Below are 15205 nucleotides of genomic sequence, written 5' to 3'. Positions count from 1 at the left end.
GGGTCATGGCGACGACGAGGTACGTGAAGGCCACCGGGGGCACGACCGGGGCCTTCACGTCGAAGTCGTCCCCGGCAAAGAGCGTCGCCCTGGCGTTGAAGGCCGCGTCGCCCGGCGACACCATCGAGATCATGGATGCCGCAACGTACGCGGGCGCCGAGCTCGTGATCGACAAGGCGATCACGATCACTAGCAGCTACCTCGTGGCTCATCCGACGATCGATCCGACAGCGGCGAAGTTCGTGGAGGCGGTGCTGCCCACGATCGCGTCGGACGGCGATCATCGGGTGATGCGCATCCAGGGAACGCCCGCAACCCGGGCATCCTTCGGCCCGGTCGTCGTGTCCGGGGTGCGCATCAGCAAAGGAGTGGCGGTGCATGCTCCGCAGGAGCCAGGGATCGGATGCGGCGGCGGCATCGTGGTGGTCGATGCGGACCAGGTCACGATCGATCGCTGCTTCTTCCGCGGCAATCGCACCCGCGCCTCAGCAGTGCTTCCCTGGCCGGAAGCGGATCGCGTCGCCCTCCGCCAGGCGATCCTCGACCTGCTGGGCGACATCTTCAGCACGACGGTGGAAACTGCGCTCAACACCCTCATCGGTGCGGCGAACCTGGCGCTCGGCTACCTGAGACCCGGCACGGTGATCGCTCCGATCGACCGAACGGTCATCCTCGCCCAGGTCGGGCGCGAATTCGACGGCAAGATCGGTGCGGGGCGCCCGAACCATGCGATTACCGGGCAGGCCTTCGGTGGGGGTCTCGCCACCGTCTGGGCCAGCCCCACCGTTTCTCGCTGCGCGTTCGAAGCGAACACGGCGAACGGGCGGGGAGGCGGGATCGCGGTCACCGGCTACGGCTGGCCCACGATCTCCGGGTGCTCGGTGCGCAAGAACACGACACTGGCCGGCGGTCGCTGCGACGGCGGGGGCATCGGATGCGAGGTCGCGGTACCGAGCAAGCTCGGGCGCGATCTCTTCGAGACGGGGATGGTGCGTTTCCTCGTGGGCAAACTGGCCGCGGCCCGCGCGGTGATCGGCTCCCCGCTGTCGTCGATCAGCCTCTCCGACGTCATCGATGCGGCGCTGGCGACGGTGAGCCCCAGCACGTCCCATCCGGTCTTCCGCGGTGTGCGAACGCTGATTCTGGATGCCGTCACGCGCAACTGGGGGCACCTCACCGACCATCTGCTGTACTACTTCGTGACCTCCGCGCTGAGCCTCGCCGCCGGGGACGCGTGGGAGCGCACCGAGCTCGATGCCGCCCGGAAGAGCGCGATCCGCATCACGGAGACGACGATCAGCGGCAACCACGGCTTCGACGACGGCGGAGGGCTGTACGCATCCGTGCTCTCCCGACTGACGCTGTCGGGCGTGACGGTGGCCGACAACATCGCAGAGAACATGGGCGGAGGGATCCGCCTGACCATGGGGTCAGGCACGACGATGAGCGGATGCACTGTGACCGGCAATCGCGCAGGCGCCGGTTCGACCGGTGGCGCGGGCGCGACCGGGCCACTCGACAAGGGGGGCGGTCTCGCCGCGCGCAACGTCGACCTCGCCATCACCACCTCGACGTTCGGCTCGGCCGGTGTCGGTGCGACCGTGCCCGGCACGGCATCCAACCTCACCGGGGATGCCCCGGGAGGCGGCCTGGCGTTCGAGGCATCATCCGAGGGCGCGATGTCGGGCATCCCCGACCTCTGGAGTTCGATCCTGGTCGAAGCCTTCGCTGTGCGGTCGGTGGCGGTCACGATCGGGCCGGGTTGCACCATCGGAGCGAACGGCGCCGGATTCGGCCCGGGTCGGGGCGCGCTCCCTCGGGCGCTGCATGCCAAAGGCGGCGGGATGTTCGTGGTGCGGGGCGACTTCCCGGATGCCCCGACGCTCACCGTGTCGGTTGCCGCGGTGCGCACCACGATCTCGGGCAATCGCGCGTCGACGGTGAACTACCTCTCGAGCGCCCAAAAGGGTTTGCGTGTCGCGGCGTCCAACGAGGTCAGCCTGCAGGACGTGACCACCGGCAAGGAATACACGGAGTCGAACTGGGATCCGCTGATCGACTCCGCCGGCACCCTGGCCTTTTAGCGCCCGGTCGGTCGAGCGGCGAGCGAGGGCGAGGTGGTCGAGACCCTTTGGACTAGTGGGTCCCGACACCTCGCCGGTGCTCCTGCTCGAACGGTGGGGCGGCGAACCTCCCCGATGCGCAGGGTCAGCCGCCGCCCAGCGAAACGCTAGCTGCGGCCGGTCAGGCCGGCGGTCGACTCGATCACGTCGGCCATCTTCTTGGAGAGGGCCTCGTAGAACATCGACAGCGGGAACTCGTCGGGCAGCACGGCATCCGTGAACCCCTTGGGCGGTCCATCCAGCGGCAGCTCCCGCTTCGCCCAGTTCGATGCCGGATGCGGCGTGAGTGTGCCAGAGACCAGTTCGTAGGCCGCCAGCCAGTGCGCGGTCTTCGGCCGGTCGATCGAGCGCCAGTACAGCTCCTCGATCTCCCGCCCGAGTGCGATGACGACCTCCGGTACGTCCGCCCAATCGATGGTGAGGCGCGTGTCGGTCCAGTGCAGCACGTGGTGCTGGTGGAGCCAGGCGAACAGCAGCTGCCCGCCGACCCCGTCGTAATTGCGCACGCGGGTGCCGGTGATCGCGAACCGGAAGATCCGGTCGAAGAGCACGGCGTACTGCACGAGTTTCGCGTGGTCGCGGGTCACGTCATCCGTGTCCTCGGCACGCTCGAGGCGCACCGCCTCGCGGTAGGCGGTGAGGTCGCAGCGCAGTTCCTCGAGCGAATAGAGGAAGTACGGCATGCGCTGCTTGATCATGAACGGATCGAAGGGCAGGTCTCCACGCATGTGGGTGCGGTCGTGGATGAGGTCCCACATGACGAAGGTCTCTTCGGCCAGGTGCTGGTCGTCGAGCAGCCGCAGCGCATCCGCCGGCAGGTCGAGCTTCGTGATGGCGGATGCCTCACGCACGACCCTGCGGAATCGCGCGGCCTCCCGGTCGGCGAAGATCGCTCCCCAGGTGAAGGTCGGCACCGTGCGCATGGCGATCGTCTCGGGGAACAGCACCGCGGAGTTCGTGTCGTAGCCCTCGGTGAAGTCGATGAAACGAATGGGAACGAACAGCGCGTTCGAGTACTCCCCGGCCTCGAGGGCGGCCACGAATTCAGGCCAGATCACCTCGACGATCACGGCTTCGACCAGGCGGTCGGTGCTGCCGTTCTGGGTATACATGGGGAAGACGACGAGGTGACGCAGCCCATCGATCCGGTGGAGCTGCGGCTGGAATGCGGCGAGGGAGTCGAAGAAGTCGGGCACGCCGAATCCGCGCGCCTCCCACTGTTCGAAGTCCACCGCGGCGGCACGCAGGTATTCCTCGTCGTGCGGGAAAACCGGCACAAAGGCGCGAAGCGTGCCGGCGATGGTGGTGACCAGGGCGCGGGCATCCGCGTGATGTGCGCTGTTCGGGATACTGCCGTCCTGCACCTGCAGCGGTCGGAGCGCGGAGACCGCGACCTTGAGCTCGAGCCACGCCGCGCTCGTTTCGACGGAGCCGTCTTCGAGGACCTCAGGCTCCCCGACGATTGCGCTCTGTGCTGCTGAAGTGGCGTATGACATGGTTCGACCTCCGATCCCGAAAGAAACGACAAGATGACGCGAATGCGCCTCCCTCGAGGGTATCTGCACAATCGCGCCGTTTGGTTGTCATCGGCGCGGAATAGTTGCACAAGGGGGGCGGGGTGACGCACGAGGCGTGCGTGGCGACGGCGGCCCCTGGATGCACGTCAGCGGACTGGTCATTCGGGCGACCAGTCCGCTGGATCGCCTGGGTAAGGGGCGACGTGGCTAGAATTTCGGCGTCATCACTCGATTCGGGTAATACATCGAGTGGAAATTCCAGGCGCCGAAACCAATTCCGCACTTTCATGCGTAGGTATACGTTAGCAGTATATTGGTCCTCCGAAAGGAGGACAGAACCCCCCGTTCGGGGACCGCGTCAGAGCTCGGCTTCGGCTTCGGCCTCGAGCGCCGCTGTCGGCACGCTGATCAGCCCGAGCATCCGCAGTGCCCCCTGGGCCGCGGCGCGGTCGTGGTCCCTCGCAGCGGCGATGAGCAGTTGCTGGGACTCGCTGAGAGCTCGGAAGTCGAGATAGTCGGGCAGATAGAGGCTGCCGAGCTGGATGAGGTGCACCACGGAGTTGATGCCGCGCACGAGTGAGGGATTCTGTGAGAGTCCCACCAGGTGATTGAAGAACTTGGCGTTGGCCATGGCGATCTTCTGCGGCACGAGCTCGGCGATGTGCTCGTGCACGAGTTGCGGATTCGCCCGGAGTTCGGCCATCCGCTTCGGGTCGAGAGCCCAGCTCACGTGCTCGAGGAAGAGCGTGTGGTCGGCGCGCATGGCGGCCACCAGCTCTGGCGTCACGAGAGGGATGACCTCGTTGACCAGGGCGCTGTAGAGCGCGACCCAGACGACCATGGCATCCGCGGTCTGCTTCGGGGTCACGAGCGCGACACGGGTGAACCGGCTGGCGGAGGCCTCGATGATCCCGATATCGCGAAGGCGCTGGAGTGCTTCGCGCACCGGGGTTCGCGACACCCCGAGCTGCTCAGCGAGCTCCGAATCGCTGATGCGCTGACCGGGCAACAGGCGGCCCTCGTGCACCGACGTCAGTACCCGGTCGAACACGAGGTTGACCACCGGGCTTGTCGCGAAGGACGACTTGTCTGCGCCGTCGGCGGCTTTGGAGGTGCGGATGTCACTCACTCTCCGACCCTACCGGCCCCGTCGTTCCGGATCGGGTAACAACCCGGGACTCAGAAGATCATCGGCCGATCCTCGTCGTCCTCGACGGCGATGTCGAGGTCGACGACCACCGGCACATGGTCGCTCGGGCCGTCGCCCTTGCGCTCGTCGCGATGAATGCTCGCCGCCGTCACCAATTGGGCGAAGGGGGCGGAACCCATGATGAAGTCGATGCGCATTCCCTCGTTGCGGGGAAAGCGCAGCTGCTGGTAGTCCCAGTACGTGAAGCCCCCCGGCACACGAGGGCGAACGACATCCGAGAGTCCGATCGTCTCGAATTCGGCGAAGGCGGCACGCTCGGGGGCCGAGGTGTGGGTGCTGGTGGCGAAGTCCCAGGTCGGCCAGACATCGGAGTCGAGCGGGGCGATGTTCCAGTCACCCATGAGTGCGAGCGGAGTGTCCGGATGCTCCGCGAGCCAAGCCGTCGTGTCGGAGGCGAGTTTCGCCAGCCAGTCCAGCTTGTAGGCGAGATGGGGGTCGTCGAGGCTTCGTCCGTTGGGCACGTAGAGACTCCAGAGGCGCACGCCCTCCACGGTCACGGCCATGGCTCTGGCTTCCAGCGGCGGCGCGCCCTCGACCTCGGTCTTGCTGAAGCCGGGAGCGGAAGGGAATCCGATCTGCACATCGTCCATGGGTAGCCGGCTGGCGAAGGCGACACCATTCCACTGGTTGAGCCCGTGCAGCTGTACCTCGTAGCCCGCCTCCTCGAAGAGCTCGAACGGAAACTGGCTCTCCTTGCACTTGATCTCCTGCATACCGAGCACGTCGATGTCTTCACGCCCCAGCCAGTCGACCACTCGGGCGGCTCGCGTACGGATGGAGTTCACGTTCCAGGTGGCAACACGCATGGACCCACTTTAATCGTTGGGACGTGTGCCGCTCGGACCCGGAAAGGGGCCCCATCGGAAACTGCCCAGTAGAATCGGGGCCGTGACCGACGCCAGACAGCAGCTCATCGACTACATCTCCGAGGGAGCCGTGTTCCACGGCGATTTCACGCTCACGAGCGGCAAGAAAGCCACCTACTACGTGGATCTGCGCAAGGTGAGCCTCGACCACCGCGTCGCGCCCCTGATCGGCCAGGTCATGCTCGACCTGATCGCGGCTGTCGCGGAGGTCTCCGCCGTCGGCGGCATGACGATGGGGGCGGACCCGATCGCCGCCGCGGTGTTGCACCAGGGAGCTGCCCGCGGGCTCTCCTACGACGCCTTCGTCGTGCGCAAAGAGCCCAAGGATCATGGACGCGGCCGCCAGGTGGAGGGACCTGACCTCGCGGGTAAGCGCGTGATCGTGCTCGAAGACACCTCGACGACCGGCGGATCCCCCCTCGCCGCCATCGAGGCGCTCAAGAAGGTGGGAGCGGAGATCGCCGGTGTAGCCGTCGTCGTCGACCGCGACACGGGTGCCCGTGAGGTCATCGAGGCCGCCGGGTATCCCTATTTCGCTGCGATCGGCCTCGCCGACCTCGGACTCTCGAAGTAGCGAATCGCACGATGGCCGCTGGCGACGACACCGGAGAGGGCACCGGGAAGAATACGGGACCACACCCGATCACCTCCCCCTTCGATTGGGGTCTCGGCAGCGCGAGTGTGCCGGATGCCACGCCCGGTAGGCCGGCGTCGGTGCCTGACTCGCCAGCGCCCGCCGCGCCAATCCGGCCGGTGCCTCACACGGCCGCGCCCGCCGCGCCAATCCCAGCAGCGCCGCCCGTGCTCTCGCCTGCCGAGCCGGTCACCGAACTGATTCCGGCCGAACCCGTGTCGGCGGCATCCGCGTCGTCCCGTCCCGCGGAACCGTACTTCAGCTCGGACTCCGACGACGACGTCGACCCGACAACGCCGATCGACTCCCTGTTCGGCGAGACGCAGTTCAAGGACTACGAGGGGGAGCCTCTCATCGGTGCGATACCGGGGAGGCTCAATCCCTTCGCCGCGTCGCCCTTCGCCGCGTCGCCCTCCATAGCGTCGCCCTCCGCAGCATCGCCCTTCGCAGCATCGCCCTCCGCCGCCGGCCCGTTTGTCGGCTTCGGGTCCTCGGCATCCACCGAAGGTCCGCTCGCCGAGGGTGGGGGTCTGCCGAGCCGATCCGCGTCGCGCGAGTCGCGCGCCCCCTTCTCCCGCAACCAGAAGCTACTGTTCTGGATCGCGGGGGCAGTGATCGCCCTTCTCGTGCTCGCGCTCCTCTTCGTGATCGGCACGAAGATCGCGCCGGCTCCAGAGCCGGTCGCCGCCACGAGAAGCGCGGCGCCGAAGGCTTCGCCGTCGACATCTCCCGGCGCGATCGCGGCGACGGGCGGCGCGGCGGCAGTGGGAGTGCACCTATGGAGCGACTTGCGCGGAGGCGAGTGCGTCGACCCCTACTCCACCCCCTTCGATCTGCGCTTCACCGTCGTGGACTGCGCGGCTCCGCATCCGGCCCAGATGGTGTTCCGCGGTACCTTCCCCGGGGAAGCGACGGTGGCCTACCCCGGGCTCGATTCGCTGCAGTCGCAGATCAACCTGCTCTGCACGGCTCCGGGTGTGATCGACCTCGCGACAGCGGGGGCGTACAGCGACATCCAGTTCCAGGCCTCGTATGCGGCGACCGCGGCGGAGTGGACGAAGGGGCAGCACGACTACTTCTGCTTCGTCAACCGTTCCGGCGGAGAGCCCATCACCGGCAGCGTCGCGGGCACCCCCGCCAAGTAGCAGCCCGAGCCGCGAGTCAGATCTCGTCGGACTCGATGGGGCCCGGCTCGAGCAGGTCCGCCACGCTGTTGAGGATCTCGTCGGGCCTGAACGGGTACTTGTCGATCTCGTTCTGATCGCTGATGCCGGTGAGCACGAGGATGGTGTGCAGCCCGGCCTCGATGCCGGCGACGATATCGGTGTCCATGCGGTCGCCGATCATGCCCGTGTTCTCGGAATGCGCGCCGATCTTGTTCATCGCCGAGCGGAACATCATCGGGTTCGGCTTGCCGACCACGTACGGCTCCTTGCCGGTGGCCTTGGTGATGAGAGCGGCGACGGCTCCGGTGGCAGGCAAGGGTCCGTCGGCGCTCGGGCCCGTGGCATCCGGATTCGTCACGATGAAGCGGGACCCGGCCACGATGAGACGGATGGCTTTGGTGATCGCCTCGAAGGAGTAGTTGCGGGTCTCGCCGATCACCACGTAGTCGGGTGAGGTCTCGGTCATGATGAAGCCGGCCTCGTGCAGCGCCGTGGTGATTCCCGCTTCGCCGATGACGAAGGCCGAACCGCCGGGCGCCTGCGACGCGAGGAAATCAGCGGTGGCGAGGGCGGAGGTCCAGATTCGGTCCTCGGGAACGTCGAGGCCGGATGCCTTCAGCCGGGCACTCAGGTCCCGCGGGGTGAAGATGGAGTTGTTGGTGAGAACGAGATAGGGCTTGCCCTGGTCGCGCCACTGCTCGAGCAGAGCGGATGCTCCGGGTACGGGATGATTCTCATGGACGAGCACACCATCCATGTCAGTGAGCCAGCACTCGATGTCGCCTCGGTCTGTCATGCGCCCATAGTACCCAGCACAGATAACCTTCACGTGGCGCGGCTGTCTGCCGCTCGAGCGGCCGACAGGAGTTGATGATGACCGGAGTACTCGTCGGTTTCGCCATCATCGGGTTCATCATCGCGGTCGGCTACCTGGTCGGCCGATTGGGGATCCTCGGCCCGAACGCCGGTTTTGTGCTCAACCGGATCGTGTTCTTCGTACTCTCGCCCTGCCTGCTCTTCACGGTGCTTGAGTCGGCGAAGGTCTCGGTCTTGTTCTCCTCCCTGCTGGTGGTGTCGCTCGTCGCGGCACTCTTTGCTTTTGCCGCGTACACGGCGATAGCGCGCTTCGTCTGGCATCGCGACGTGCCGGAGATGGTCGTCGGGGCGCTGGGTGCCGGGTACGTGAACGCCAACAACATCGGCATCCCGGTGGCCGTGTACGTGCTGGGCAGCGCCGCCTATTCCGCCCCGGTCGTGCTGCTTCAACTTCTCATCTTCGCGCCCGTCGCGCTGACGATCCTCGATGTGACCACCACCGGGCGGGTGTCGGTCTGGCGGGTGCTGCTGAAGCCGATCAGCAATCCGCTCATCATCGGATCCGTGCTCGGGGTGGTGCTGGCGGTCACGGGATGGCATCCGCCGGACGCGGTGCTCAAGCCTTTCGAGTTACTCGGCGGCGCTGCGGTGCCGGTCGTGCTTCTCGCGTTCGGGATGTCGCTGCACGGGCAGAAGTTGCTTCAGGCGGGCAGCGGGCGGCGGGACGTGCTGGTGGCATCCGCGATCAAGCTGGTCGGGATGCCCGTGGCGGCCTGGATACTCGGGCGTTTCGTGTTCGGCGTGCACGGGCATCCGCTGTTCGTGGTGGTGGCGCTCGCCGCGCTTCCCGCCGCCCAGAACGTGTTCAACTACGCCTCGCGGTACAGCCGGGGGGAGATCATCGCCCGCGACACGGTGCTCATCACGACGATCGGATCGATCCCGGTGCTGGTGGTGGTGGCGGCTCTGCTGGGGTGACGGGCAACAATCTCCCGGTGGGGCCCGCCATCCGCAGCCGCGGGTCTACAGACCCTGCTGGCGCAACAGCCCGGGAATCTGCTCGCGAAAGGGGAAGAAGCCCCGCGCCGCATGCGGCCAGGCGAGGGTATCCCAGCGTCGCCGGACCGACGTGAGCGCCACGGCCTCTGACGCGAGCGCGGCCTTCAGCATCAGCATCCGTTCCTGCACCGGGCCCACCGGAGCGTACGGCACGACAACGGCATCGAGGCCTTCGGATGCCGCCCACTCGAGCACCGTCGACGAGAAGGCGTCCTGCAGAACCCGACCGGGTTGTCCGAAGAGACTGGACGCCCGCCTGACCCCGTCCTCGAGCGCGGACGCCGTGAATCGACGAACAGCATGCGATGCGCCCAGTGGCGATCGAGCATCCGGATCCGCGTATCCGGCGACCGCTACGAGCCGTTGTGGGGCGAGTCCCGGGTGCTCGTCGAGGAGGCTCACCGCGTCAAGATCCTCCTCATGCAGGAGCAGCCCGACGCGCCCTTCGACCGCAGCGGACTCCACCGGCGCGATGCCCTGTGGAGACGGAAGCGGATCCTCCACGAGCGCCCGGGCAGATGTCGCAAGCCCCAGGGGCGAGAACCGCCCGTCGGTGTAGCGAGCGATGTTCGACGCCGTCGCGAGATAGGTCTTGCCCGCGGTCTGGAGCCCGGCGACCCAGCGCCAGGAGAGCGTGTTCGACGCGGCATCCCCGTCGAGAAGGTGTCGATAGAAGAAGTCCGCGCCGAGCTGCCAGGGCAGGCCAAGGGTGAAGATCCAGATGCTCGCGAACCACATGCGGGTGTGGTTGTGCAGGTACCCGGTGTCGATGAGTTCGTGCACCCAGGCATCCATCGCGTCGATGCCGGTGCGCCCGGCGATGGCCGCTTCGTAGTCGGCGGACGGGTAGTCGCCGGAGAGCTCGAGTTCTGCCAGGTCACGGCGATACCACCGCCACACCTCGGGACGTTGTTCGAGCCATCCCTTCCAGTAGCTGCGCCAGAAGACCTCCTGCACGAATTTCTCGCACGAGCCGAGCGGATGCCGCTGGAGCACGGCCGCCACCACCTCGCGCTCGGTCACGAGCCTGTGGCGGAGGTAGGGGGAGAGACCAGAAACGTTGGTGCGGGAGGGCCCGCTGTCGTGGTTACGGTCGCGCGCATAATCGTGCCCGGCACGGGGGACGAAATCGGCGAGGACTTCAAGTCCCGCGGCTCGGGTGGGAGTAAACATCGCCCCCATCATCCATCGTCTGTCAGGAGAGTTGCTGTGGACTGCAGCGCGAGAAAGGACCCCGGCCGTTGGCCGAAGTCCTTTCGTCAGCTTGTCAGCAGCAGCCCTCTCCGCACGGCTCCCGAGGGCACGTTGTCGGGGGAGAGCGACAGCGCGACCTCGTCGAGCGCGATCGCGCCACTCGACTCCACGCCGGTCGCGCGCAACAACTCGAGCACCTCGCTCACAGCCTCGCGGGCAATATCGCCGATCACCACATCCCCCGCCGGGCTTCGTGCCGCCCTGCCCTGCGCCTCGATCCGCGGGCTCGGGGAACCGGGCGCGAACGAGCCGGGTGAGCACCCGGCACGCACGAGCCGGTGGACCGCGGGGGTGCAGACAACCGAGTGCGGAGAACCGGGTGCGGCACCATCGACCGCGCATGCACCAACGAGTGGCACGCCGAGTCGCATTGCCCCGACCAACACCTCCCCAACAACAATCGCGGCGAAGGATCCCGGCTACCCTGACGGAGTGACGTCCCCAGAGCCCAACCCCAGCGTCGAGCTCACTACAAACGGCGTCGGTCCCTGGATGGGCGAGCTTCCGGATGACTCCCGCTACGATCCCGAGCTGCTCGAGAAGGGCGACTCACGCAACGTCGTCGATCGCTACCGCTATTGGACGATGGAGGCGATCGTCGCGGATCTCGACGAGTCGCGGCATCCGTTCCATGTGGCGATCGAGAACTGGCAGCACGACATGAACATCGGCTCGATCGTGCGCAGCGCGAACGCGTTCGGGGCCGACACCGTGCACATCATCGGCCGCAAACGTTGGAACAAGCGCGGCGCCATGGTGACCGACCGCTACCAGCACGTGCTCTACCACCCGGATGTCGCGGGCTTCGCCGGCTGGGCCGCGGACGCCGCACTCCCGATCATCGCCATCGACAACGTGCCCGGCTCGGTAATCATCGAGACCTTCTCCTTCGCGCCGGCCTGCATCCTGCTGTTCGGGCAGGAGGGTCCGGGCCTCAGCGCTGAAGCGATCGCCGCCGCGTCGCACATCGTGGAGATCAGCCAGTTCGGATCCACCCGCAGCCTCAACGCCTCCGCTGCGGCCGCCGTGGCTATGCACGCCTGGATCACGCAGCACGCCAAATTCTGAGCCTGTCCGGCCTCAGGCTGCCCGGCCCGGGTGGCAATTCCGCCCGTGTCGGCTCACGCCCCGATCGGTGACTGTCGAAGCTCCCGCAGGATGCGGAACCGCCCCTGACGCATCGCGCCGAGCACAGAGACCACGAGCGAGCCGACCAGCCAGAGCACGAGCGGCAGGATGGATGACCAGACGCTCGAGCTCAGCCCGCCGTACATGAGTTGGCGGATGCCATCCACCGCATGACTCATCGGCAGCGCCTGGTGCAGCGCGGCGAGCGGACCGGGAAGGGTCTGCCACGGGAAGGTTCCGCCGGCGGTCACCAGTTGCACCACCATGAAGACCAACGCGAGAAACTGCCCGACGCTTCCGAGCAGCACGTTGAGGGCGAGCACGATCGCGGCGAAGGTCATCGCGACGAAGGCCATGAAGGCGATGAGGCCCACCGGGTCCGCCACGGGCAGGTGCAGGGCGAGGGTCACCAACGCGAAGAGCGCGACCATCTGCACGACCCCGAGCATGGCGGGCGTGAGCCAGCCGGCAAGAGTGGTGCGGATCGGGCGGCGCACCGCCGTCAGGGCCCGGCGCGAGAGCGGTCGCACCAGCAGGAAGAGCGCGTAGATGCCGATCCACGACGCCAGGGCGAGGAAGAAGGGTGCGAGACCGGCTCCGTAGTTGGCCGCCTGCGTGATCGCGCTCTGTTTCACTGCGAGCGGGTTGGCGATGAGATCCGCTGTCGCCTGGCGACCGGCGGCCGTGGTGACGGGAACCTGGGTGACGGCGTCGGAGAGCGAGCTCTCGAGCGTCGCCGATCCGCTCGCCAGCTCGGCCGTGCCACTGCCGAGAGCGGATGCCCCGCTCGCCAGCTCGGCGGCTCCGCTCGAGAGACTCGCGGCCCCGGTCGCGGCCGAATGCACCGCGGAAGAGAGGGCCGGGGCTGAGGCCTTCAGGGTCGCGGCACCAGCCGAGACCTGCGCCGCACCGGCGGCGAGAGTGCCGAGACTCGTGGAGAGTGACGAGGTTCCCGCGCCGATCTGGGCGGTCGCGCCGGAGACCGCGGCAAGCTGGGCGTCCACCGTCGCGGCGACGGTCGGGTCAACTCCCGCGTCGGCGAGCTCGACGGCCACCTGGGATCGGGTTCCGGCGGCGAGGGTAGCCACCTGGGACGCCTTGCCGGCGAGCGTCGTGCTGCCGGAGGATGCCGCCGCCGCCCCTGACGACACGCTCGACGCGCCGCTGCTGAGCTGTGTGGCCGAGGACGGCAGGCTCGAGGCCTTCGCGTCGAGCCGGGCGATTCCGCTCGAGAGGGACGCCGCTCCGCCGGCGAGGGTCGAGCTGCCGGAGCTGAGAGACGCCGCCCCGGTCGCGGCCGAGGCCGCGCCATCCGCCAGCGTTTTCGCTCCCTCGTCGGCTTTCACCAGCCCGTCACGGAGGTCGCCCACCGCGGCGAGCAGGGTGAGGGAAGCCTCTGCGCCGACCTCCTTGGCGATCTCCACCCGCACGGCCTCGGCGGCCTGCTTGGCGATGGTCGTGGAGAGGTAGCTGTTCGTGTCATCGGTGGTGACCTTCAATTCGGCGGACCGTGGGCTGTCACCGGATCCGGAGGAGAGCCGGGCGGAGAAGTCCGACGGGAAGGTGATGCCGAAGTCATAGGTGCCGTTCTTCACGCCCGCAGCCGCCTGCGCGGCGGTCGCCTCGACCCAGCCGAACCTCTCGTCTTTCAGCAGGGACTTCGCGGCCTTCTCGCCGTAGTTGGTCGCCGTGCCGTCGACAGTGGTTCCGATATCCTGCACGACGAGCGCGGCGGGCACCTTGTCGAGGCTCGAATACGGGTCCTGGTTGCCCCAGAGGTAGAGGCCGCCGTAGACGAGCGGCACCGTCATGAGGGCGATCAGGGATGCGATTCCGATGCGGCTCGAGGTGAGGCGCGCGAATTCGGCGCGGATGAGAGGGGAGATCTTCACGACAGGTCGCTTTCCGGGGAATCCGTGGGGGAGGGCAGGAAGGGCTCTGCTTCCGCTTCTTCTGTTTCTTGTTCGGGTGGGGCTTCCGGCGCTGCGCCGTCCCGTGCCCCGAGGCCGATGAGGATCTCGGCCGTGGCGTAGTCGGTGACGATGGTCACGGTCACGCCACGCTCGGCAAGGGCCACCAGGTGCCCGAACCACTCGGCGGGTGCGCCGCCGTGACGCTCCGGTGAGGTGACGATGATGCCGTCGACTCCCGCACGCAGCACGGCCAGTTCGCTGAAAAGGCGGATGCGGTCGGCCGGGGGCAGCGCGCGCACCGGGAGAGAGGCGAAGTCGGCCATCCCGTGGTCGGTGAGAAAGCTGCGCACTGCCCGCCCGGAGGTGCGCAAACCGGCGAAGGAGAAATCCTCGGCGACGATGGTCGTGAGGGCGATGCCGGCGCTCGGCTCGGCGACGATCGGAGTGTCGACGAGGGCCGTCCGGCGACGAAGCTGGTCGGCATCCTCCTTTCCGTCGACGAGCACTCGCCCGGAGTCGCACCGCACCCGGCCGGCAAGGAGCATCGACACCAGCATCGGGCGTTCATCGGTCTGGACGGCAATGACGATGGGAACCGGTCCGTCGACGATCACGTCGAGAGCGGGCACCGAAGCACCGAGACCGCGCCCGATGGCGGCCTGTTGGAGTTCTACGCGCATCACTCTGGCACCGTCTCTGTTTCTCGATCGGATTCGGTTTCTAGTTCGGTGGCTGCGGGCCAGGCGAGCTCCGGCCGCCCGTCGATGAAGGTGCCGGCTTCGCGCCAGCCGAGGCCGACGACGGCAAGGGTCATCAGCATGGCGAGGCGGTCGCCCTCCTGCGCGCCGAGCGGATGCTCCGTCGAGTCTTCGAGCACGACGAGCGCGGTGTCTTCCACCAGCCGGGCGAGGCGCTCGACCGCAAGGTCTGTTCGCATCGAGTCATCCGCCTGCCCCTCGGCGATCGCGGCGCGCACGTTCGCCCGGATCGCCCCCAGCGTCGCGGCGGTGTGGGCCGCGAGTGGGCCACGAACGGCGACCAGCGCCATCGCGCGAACGCTCTCCACCTCGCGCCAGAGGTTCGAGGCGATCAGGGCGAGGCGCACGAGGGGATCGGGATGGGTCACCGACTCCAGCGCGGTGGCCACCCGGCGCGCGCCGGTAGTCACGAGCTCCAGCAGCAGCTCCTCGCGATTGGCGAAATGCCCGTAGACCGACCGTCGGCTGAGACCCGCCTGCGCGGCCACTGCCTCGAGCGAGGCGGAGGGATCGTGGTTGAAGACGACACGTGCCGCGGCGAGGAGGGACTCGCGATTCTCGGCGGCATCGCGGCGCGGTGCGCGCAGCGGAGAAGGGGTGGACATGGCTCCAGTGTAATAACTTGCACAACAGTGTGCAAGTTATTTGACGACACCCGCATTGGGGAGTGTCGCCGCGCGGCGCCGTCAATAGGCTCGTAGGTGGTTGGGGGCTATCTGGCCGACGGTGACGTCGGCCGACTCTCTGCCGCGCTCTGCCTG

Annotated in this window: 14 protein-coding genes; 5 read left to right on the top strand and 9 right to left on the bottom strand. The window is 67.6% G+C overall.

What is annotated here, in order from left to right:
- The first annotated feature begins 5 nt into the window (after nucleotides 1–5).
- Nucleotides 6–2084, top strand: a complete 2079-nt coding sequence (locus VLI63_RS06870; protein WP_409156119.1) for a hypothetical protein — start codon at nucleotides 6–8, stop codon at nucleotides 2082–2084.
- Between the two features lie 146 nt (nucleotides 2085–2230).
- Here the strand turns inward: VLI63_RS06870 and VLI63_RS06865 are convergent, their stop codons facing one another.
- The 3 genes from VLI63_RS06865 to VLI63_RS06855 all read right to left on the bottom strand — a co-directional run bounded on the left by VLI63_RS06865 (nucleotide 2231) and on the right by VLI63_RS06855 (nucleotide 5656).
- Nucleotides 2231–3619: a DUF6421 family protein gene (locus VLI63_RS06865; RefSeq protein ID WP_409156118.1), complete on the bottom strand. Its 1389-nt coding sequence runs from the start codon at nucleotides 3617–3619 to the stop codon at nucleotides 2231–2233.
- 379 nt (nucleotides 3620–3998) lie between these two features.
- Nucleotides 3999–4769, bottom strand: a complete 771-nt coding sequence (locus VLI63_RS06860; protein ID WP_409156117.1) for a GntR family transcriptional regulator — start codon at nucleotides 4767–4769, stop codon at nucleotides 3999–4001.
- A 50-nt stretch (nucleotides 4770–4819) separates the two neighbouring features.
- Entirely contained in the window at nucleotides 4820–5656 is an 837-nt protein-coding gene (locus VLI63_RS06855) for an exodeoxyribonuclease III (RefSeq protein ID WP_409156116.1), read from the bottom strand.
- An 82-nt stretch (nucleotides 5657–5738) separates the two neighbouring features.
- On the opposite strand from VLI63_RS06855, the gene pyrE reads away from it, so the two are divergent.
- Nucleotides 5739–6290, top strand: a complete 552-nt coding sequence (gene pyrE, locus VLI63_RS06850; protein ID WP_409156115.1) for an orotate phosphoribosyltransferase — start codon at nucleotides 5739–5741, stop codon at nucleotides 6288–6290.
- A 227-nt stretch (nucleotides 6291–6517) separates the two neighbouring features.
- A complete protein-coding gene (locus VLI63_RS06845) occupies nucleotides 6518–7495 on the top strand; it encodes a hypothetical protein (RefSeq protein WP_409156114.1) in 978 nt (325 codons plus the stop codon).
- A 16-nt stretch (nucleotides 7496–7511) separates the two neighbouring features.
- Here the strand turns inward: VLI63_RS06845 and VLI63_RS06840 are convergent, their stop codons facing one another.
- Nucleotides 7512–8312 carry an HAD-IIA family hydrolase gene (locus VLI63_RS06840; protein WP_354574615.1) on the bottom strand — a complete coding sequence of 267 codons (801 nt, stop codon included), beginning with the start codon at nucleotides 8310–8312 and terminating at the stop codon, nucleotides 7512–7514.
- A 77-nt stretch (nucleotides 8313–8389) separates the two neighbouring features.
- On the opposite strand from VLI63_RS06840, the gene VLI63_RS06835 reads away from it, so the two are divergent.
- Complete coding sequence (locus tag VLI63_RS06835) at nucleotides 8390–9310, top strand: AEC family transporter (protein WP_409156113.1); 921 nt, start codon at nucleotides 8390–8392, stop codon at nucleotides 9308–9310.
- Nucleotides 9311–9355: 45 nt separating this feature from the next.
- Here VLI63_RS06835 and VLI63_RS06830 read toward each other — a convergent pair whose 3' ends face one another.
- The gene (locus tag VLI63_RS06830; RefSeq protein WP_409156112.1) at nucleotides 9356–10564 is read right to left on the bottom strand and encodes an FAD-binding domain-containing protein; all 1209 of its coding nucleotides are present in this window, start codon (nucleotides 10562–10564) and stop codon (nucleotides 9356–9358) included.
- An 86-nt stretch (nucleotides 10565–10650) separates the two neighbouring features.
- Nucleotides 10651–10818, bottom strand: a complete 168-nt coding sequence (locus VLI63_RS06825) for a hypothetical protein (RefSeq protein ID WP_409156111.1) — start codon at nucleotides 10816–10818, stop codon at nucleotides 10651–10653.
- Between the two features lie 319 nt (nucleotides 10819–11137).
- On the opposite strand from VLI63_RS06825, the gene VLI63_RS06820 reads away from it, so the two are divergent.
- Nucleotides 11138–11713: a TrmH family RNA methyltransferase gene (locus tag VLI63_RS06820; protein ID WP_409156593.1), complete on the top strand. Its 576-nt coding sequence runs from the start codon at nucleotides 11138–11140 to the stop codon at nucleotides 11711–11713.
- A gap of 53 nt (nucleotides 11714–11766) precedes the next feature.
- On the opposite strand, the gene VLI63_RS06815 is transcribed toward VLI63_RS06820, so the two are convergent.
- Genes VLI63_RS06815 through VLI63_RS06805 form a run of 3 tightly spaced genes read right to left on the bottom strand, consistent with a single transcriptional unit; the run spans nucleotide 11767 to nucleotide 15049 of the window.
- Nucleotides 11767–13665 (bottom strand): YhgE/Pip family protein, encoded by a 1899-nt coding sequence (locus VLI63_RS06815; protein ID WP_409156110.1) that lies wholly within the window; start codon nucleotides 13663–13665, stop codon nucleotides 11767–11769.
- On the bottom strand, nucleotides 13662–14366 hold the full coding sequence (locus tag VLI63_RS06810; protein WP_409156109.1) for a hypothetical protein: 705 nt from the start codon (nucleotides 14364–14366) through the stop codon (nucleotides 13662–13664). The genes VLI63_RS06815 and VLI63_RS06810 overlap by 4 nt, the downstream gene beginning before the upstream one ends.
- Complete coding sequence (locus VLI63_RS06805) at nucleotides 14366–15049, bottom strand: TetR/AcrR family transcriptional regulator (RefSeq protein WP_409156108.1); 684 nt, start codon at nucleotides 15047–15049, stop codon at nucleotides 14366–14368. The genes VLI63_RS06810 and VLI63_RS06805 overlap by 1 nt, the downstream gene beginning before the upstream one ends.
- Between the last annotated feature and the right edge of the window lie 156 nt (nucleotides 15050–15205).

The organism is Lacisediminihabitans sp. H27-G8 (assembly GCF_046156175.1).
Classification (GTDB): domain Bacteria; phylum Actinomycetota; class Actinomycetes; order Actinomycetales; family Microbacteriaceae; genus Lacisediminihabitans.
Note: the sequence above shows the minus strand (reverse complement) of the source record. Positions and strands in the feature narration are given on the sequence as shown.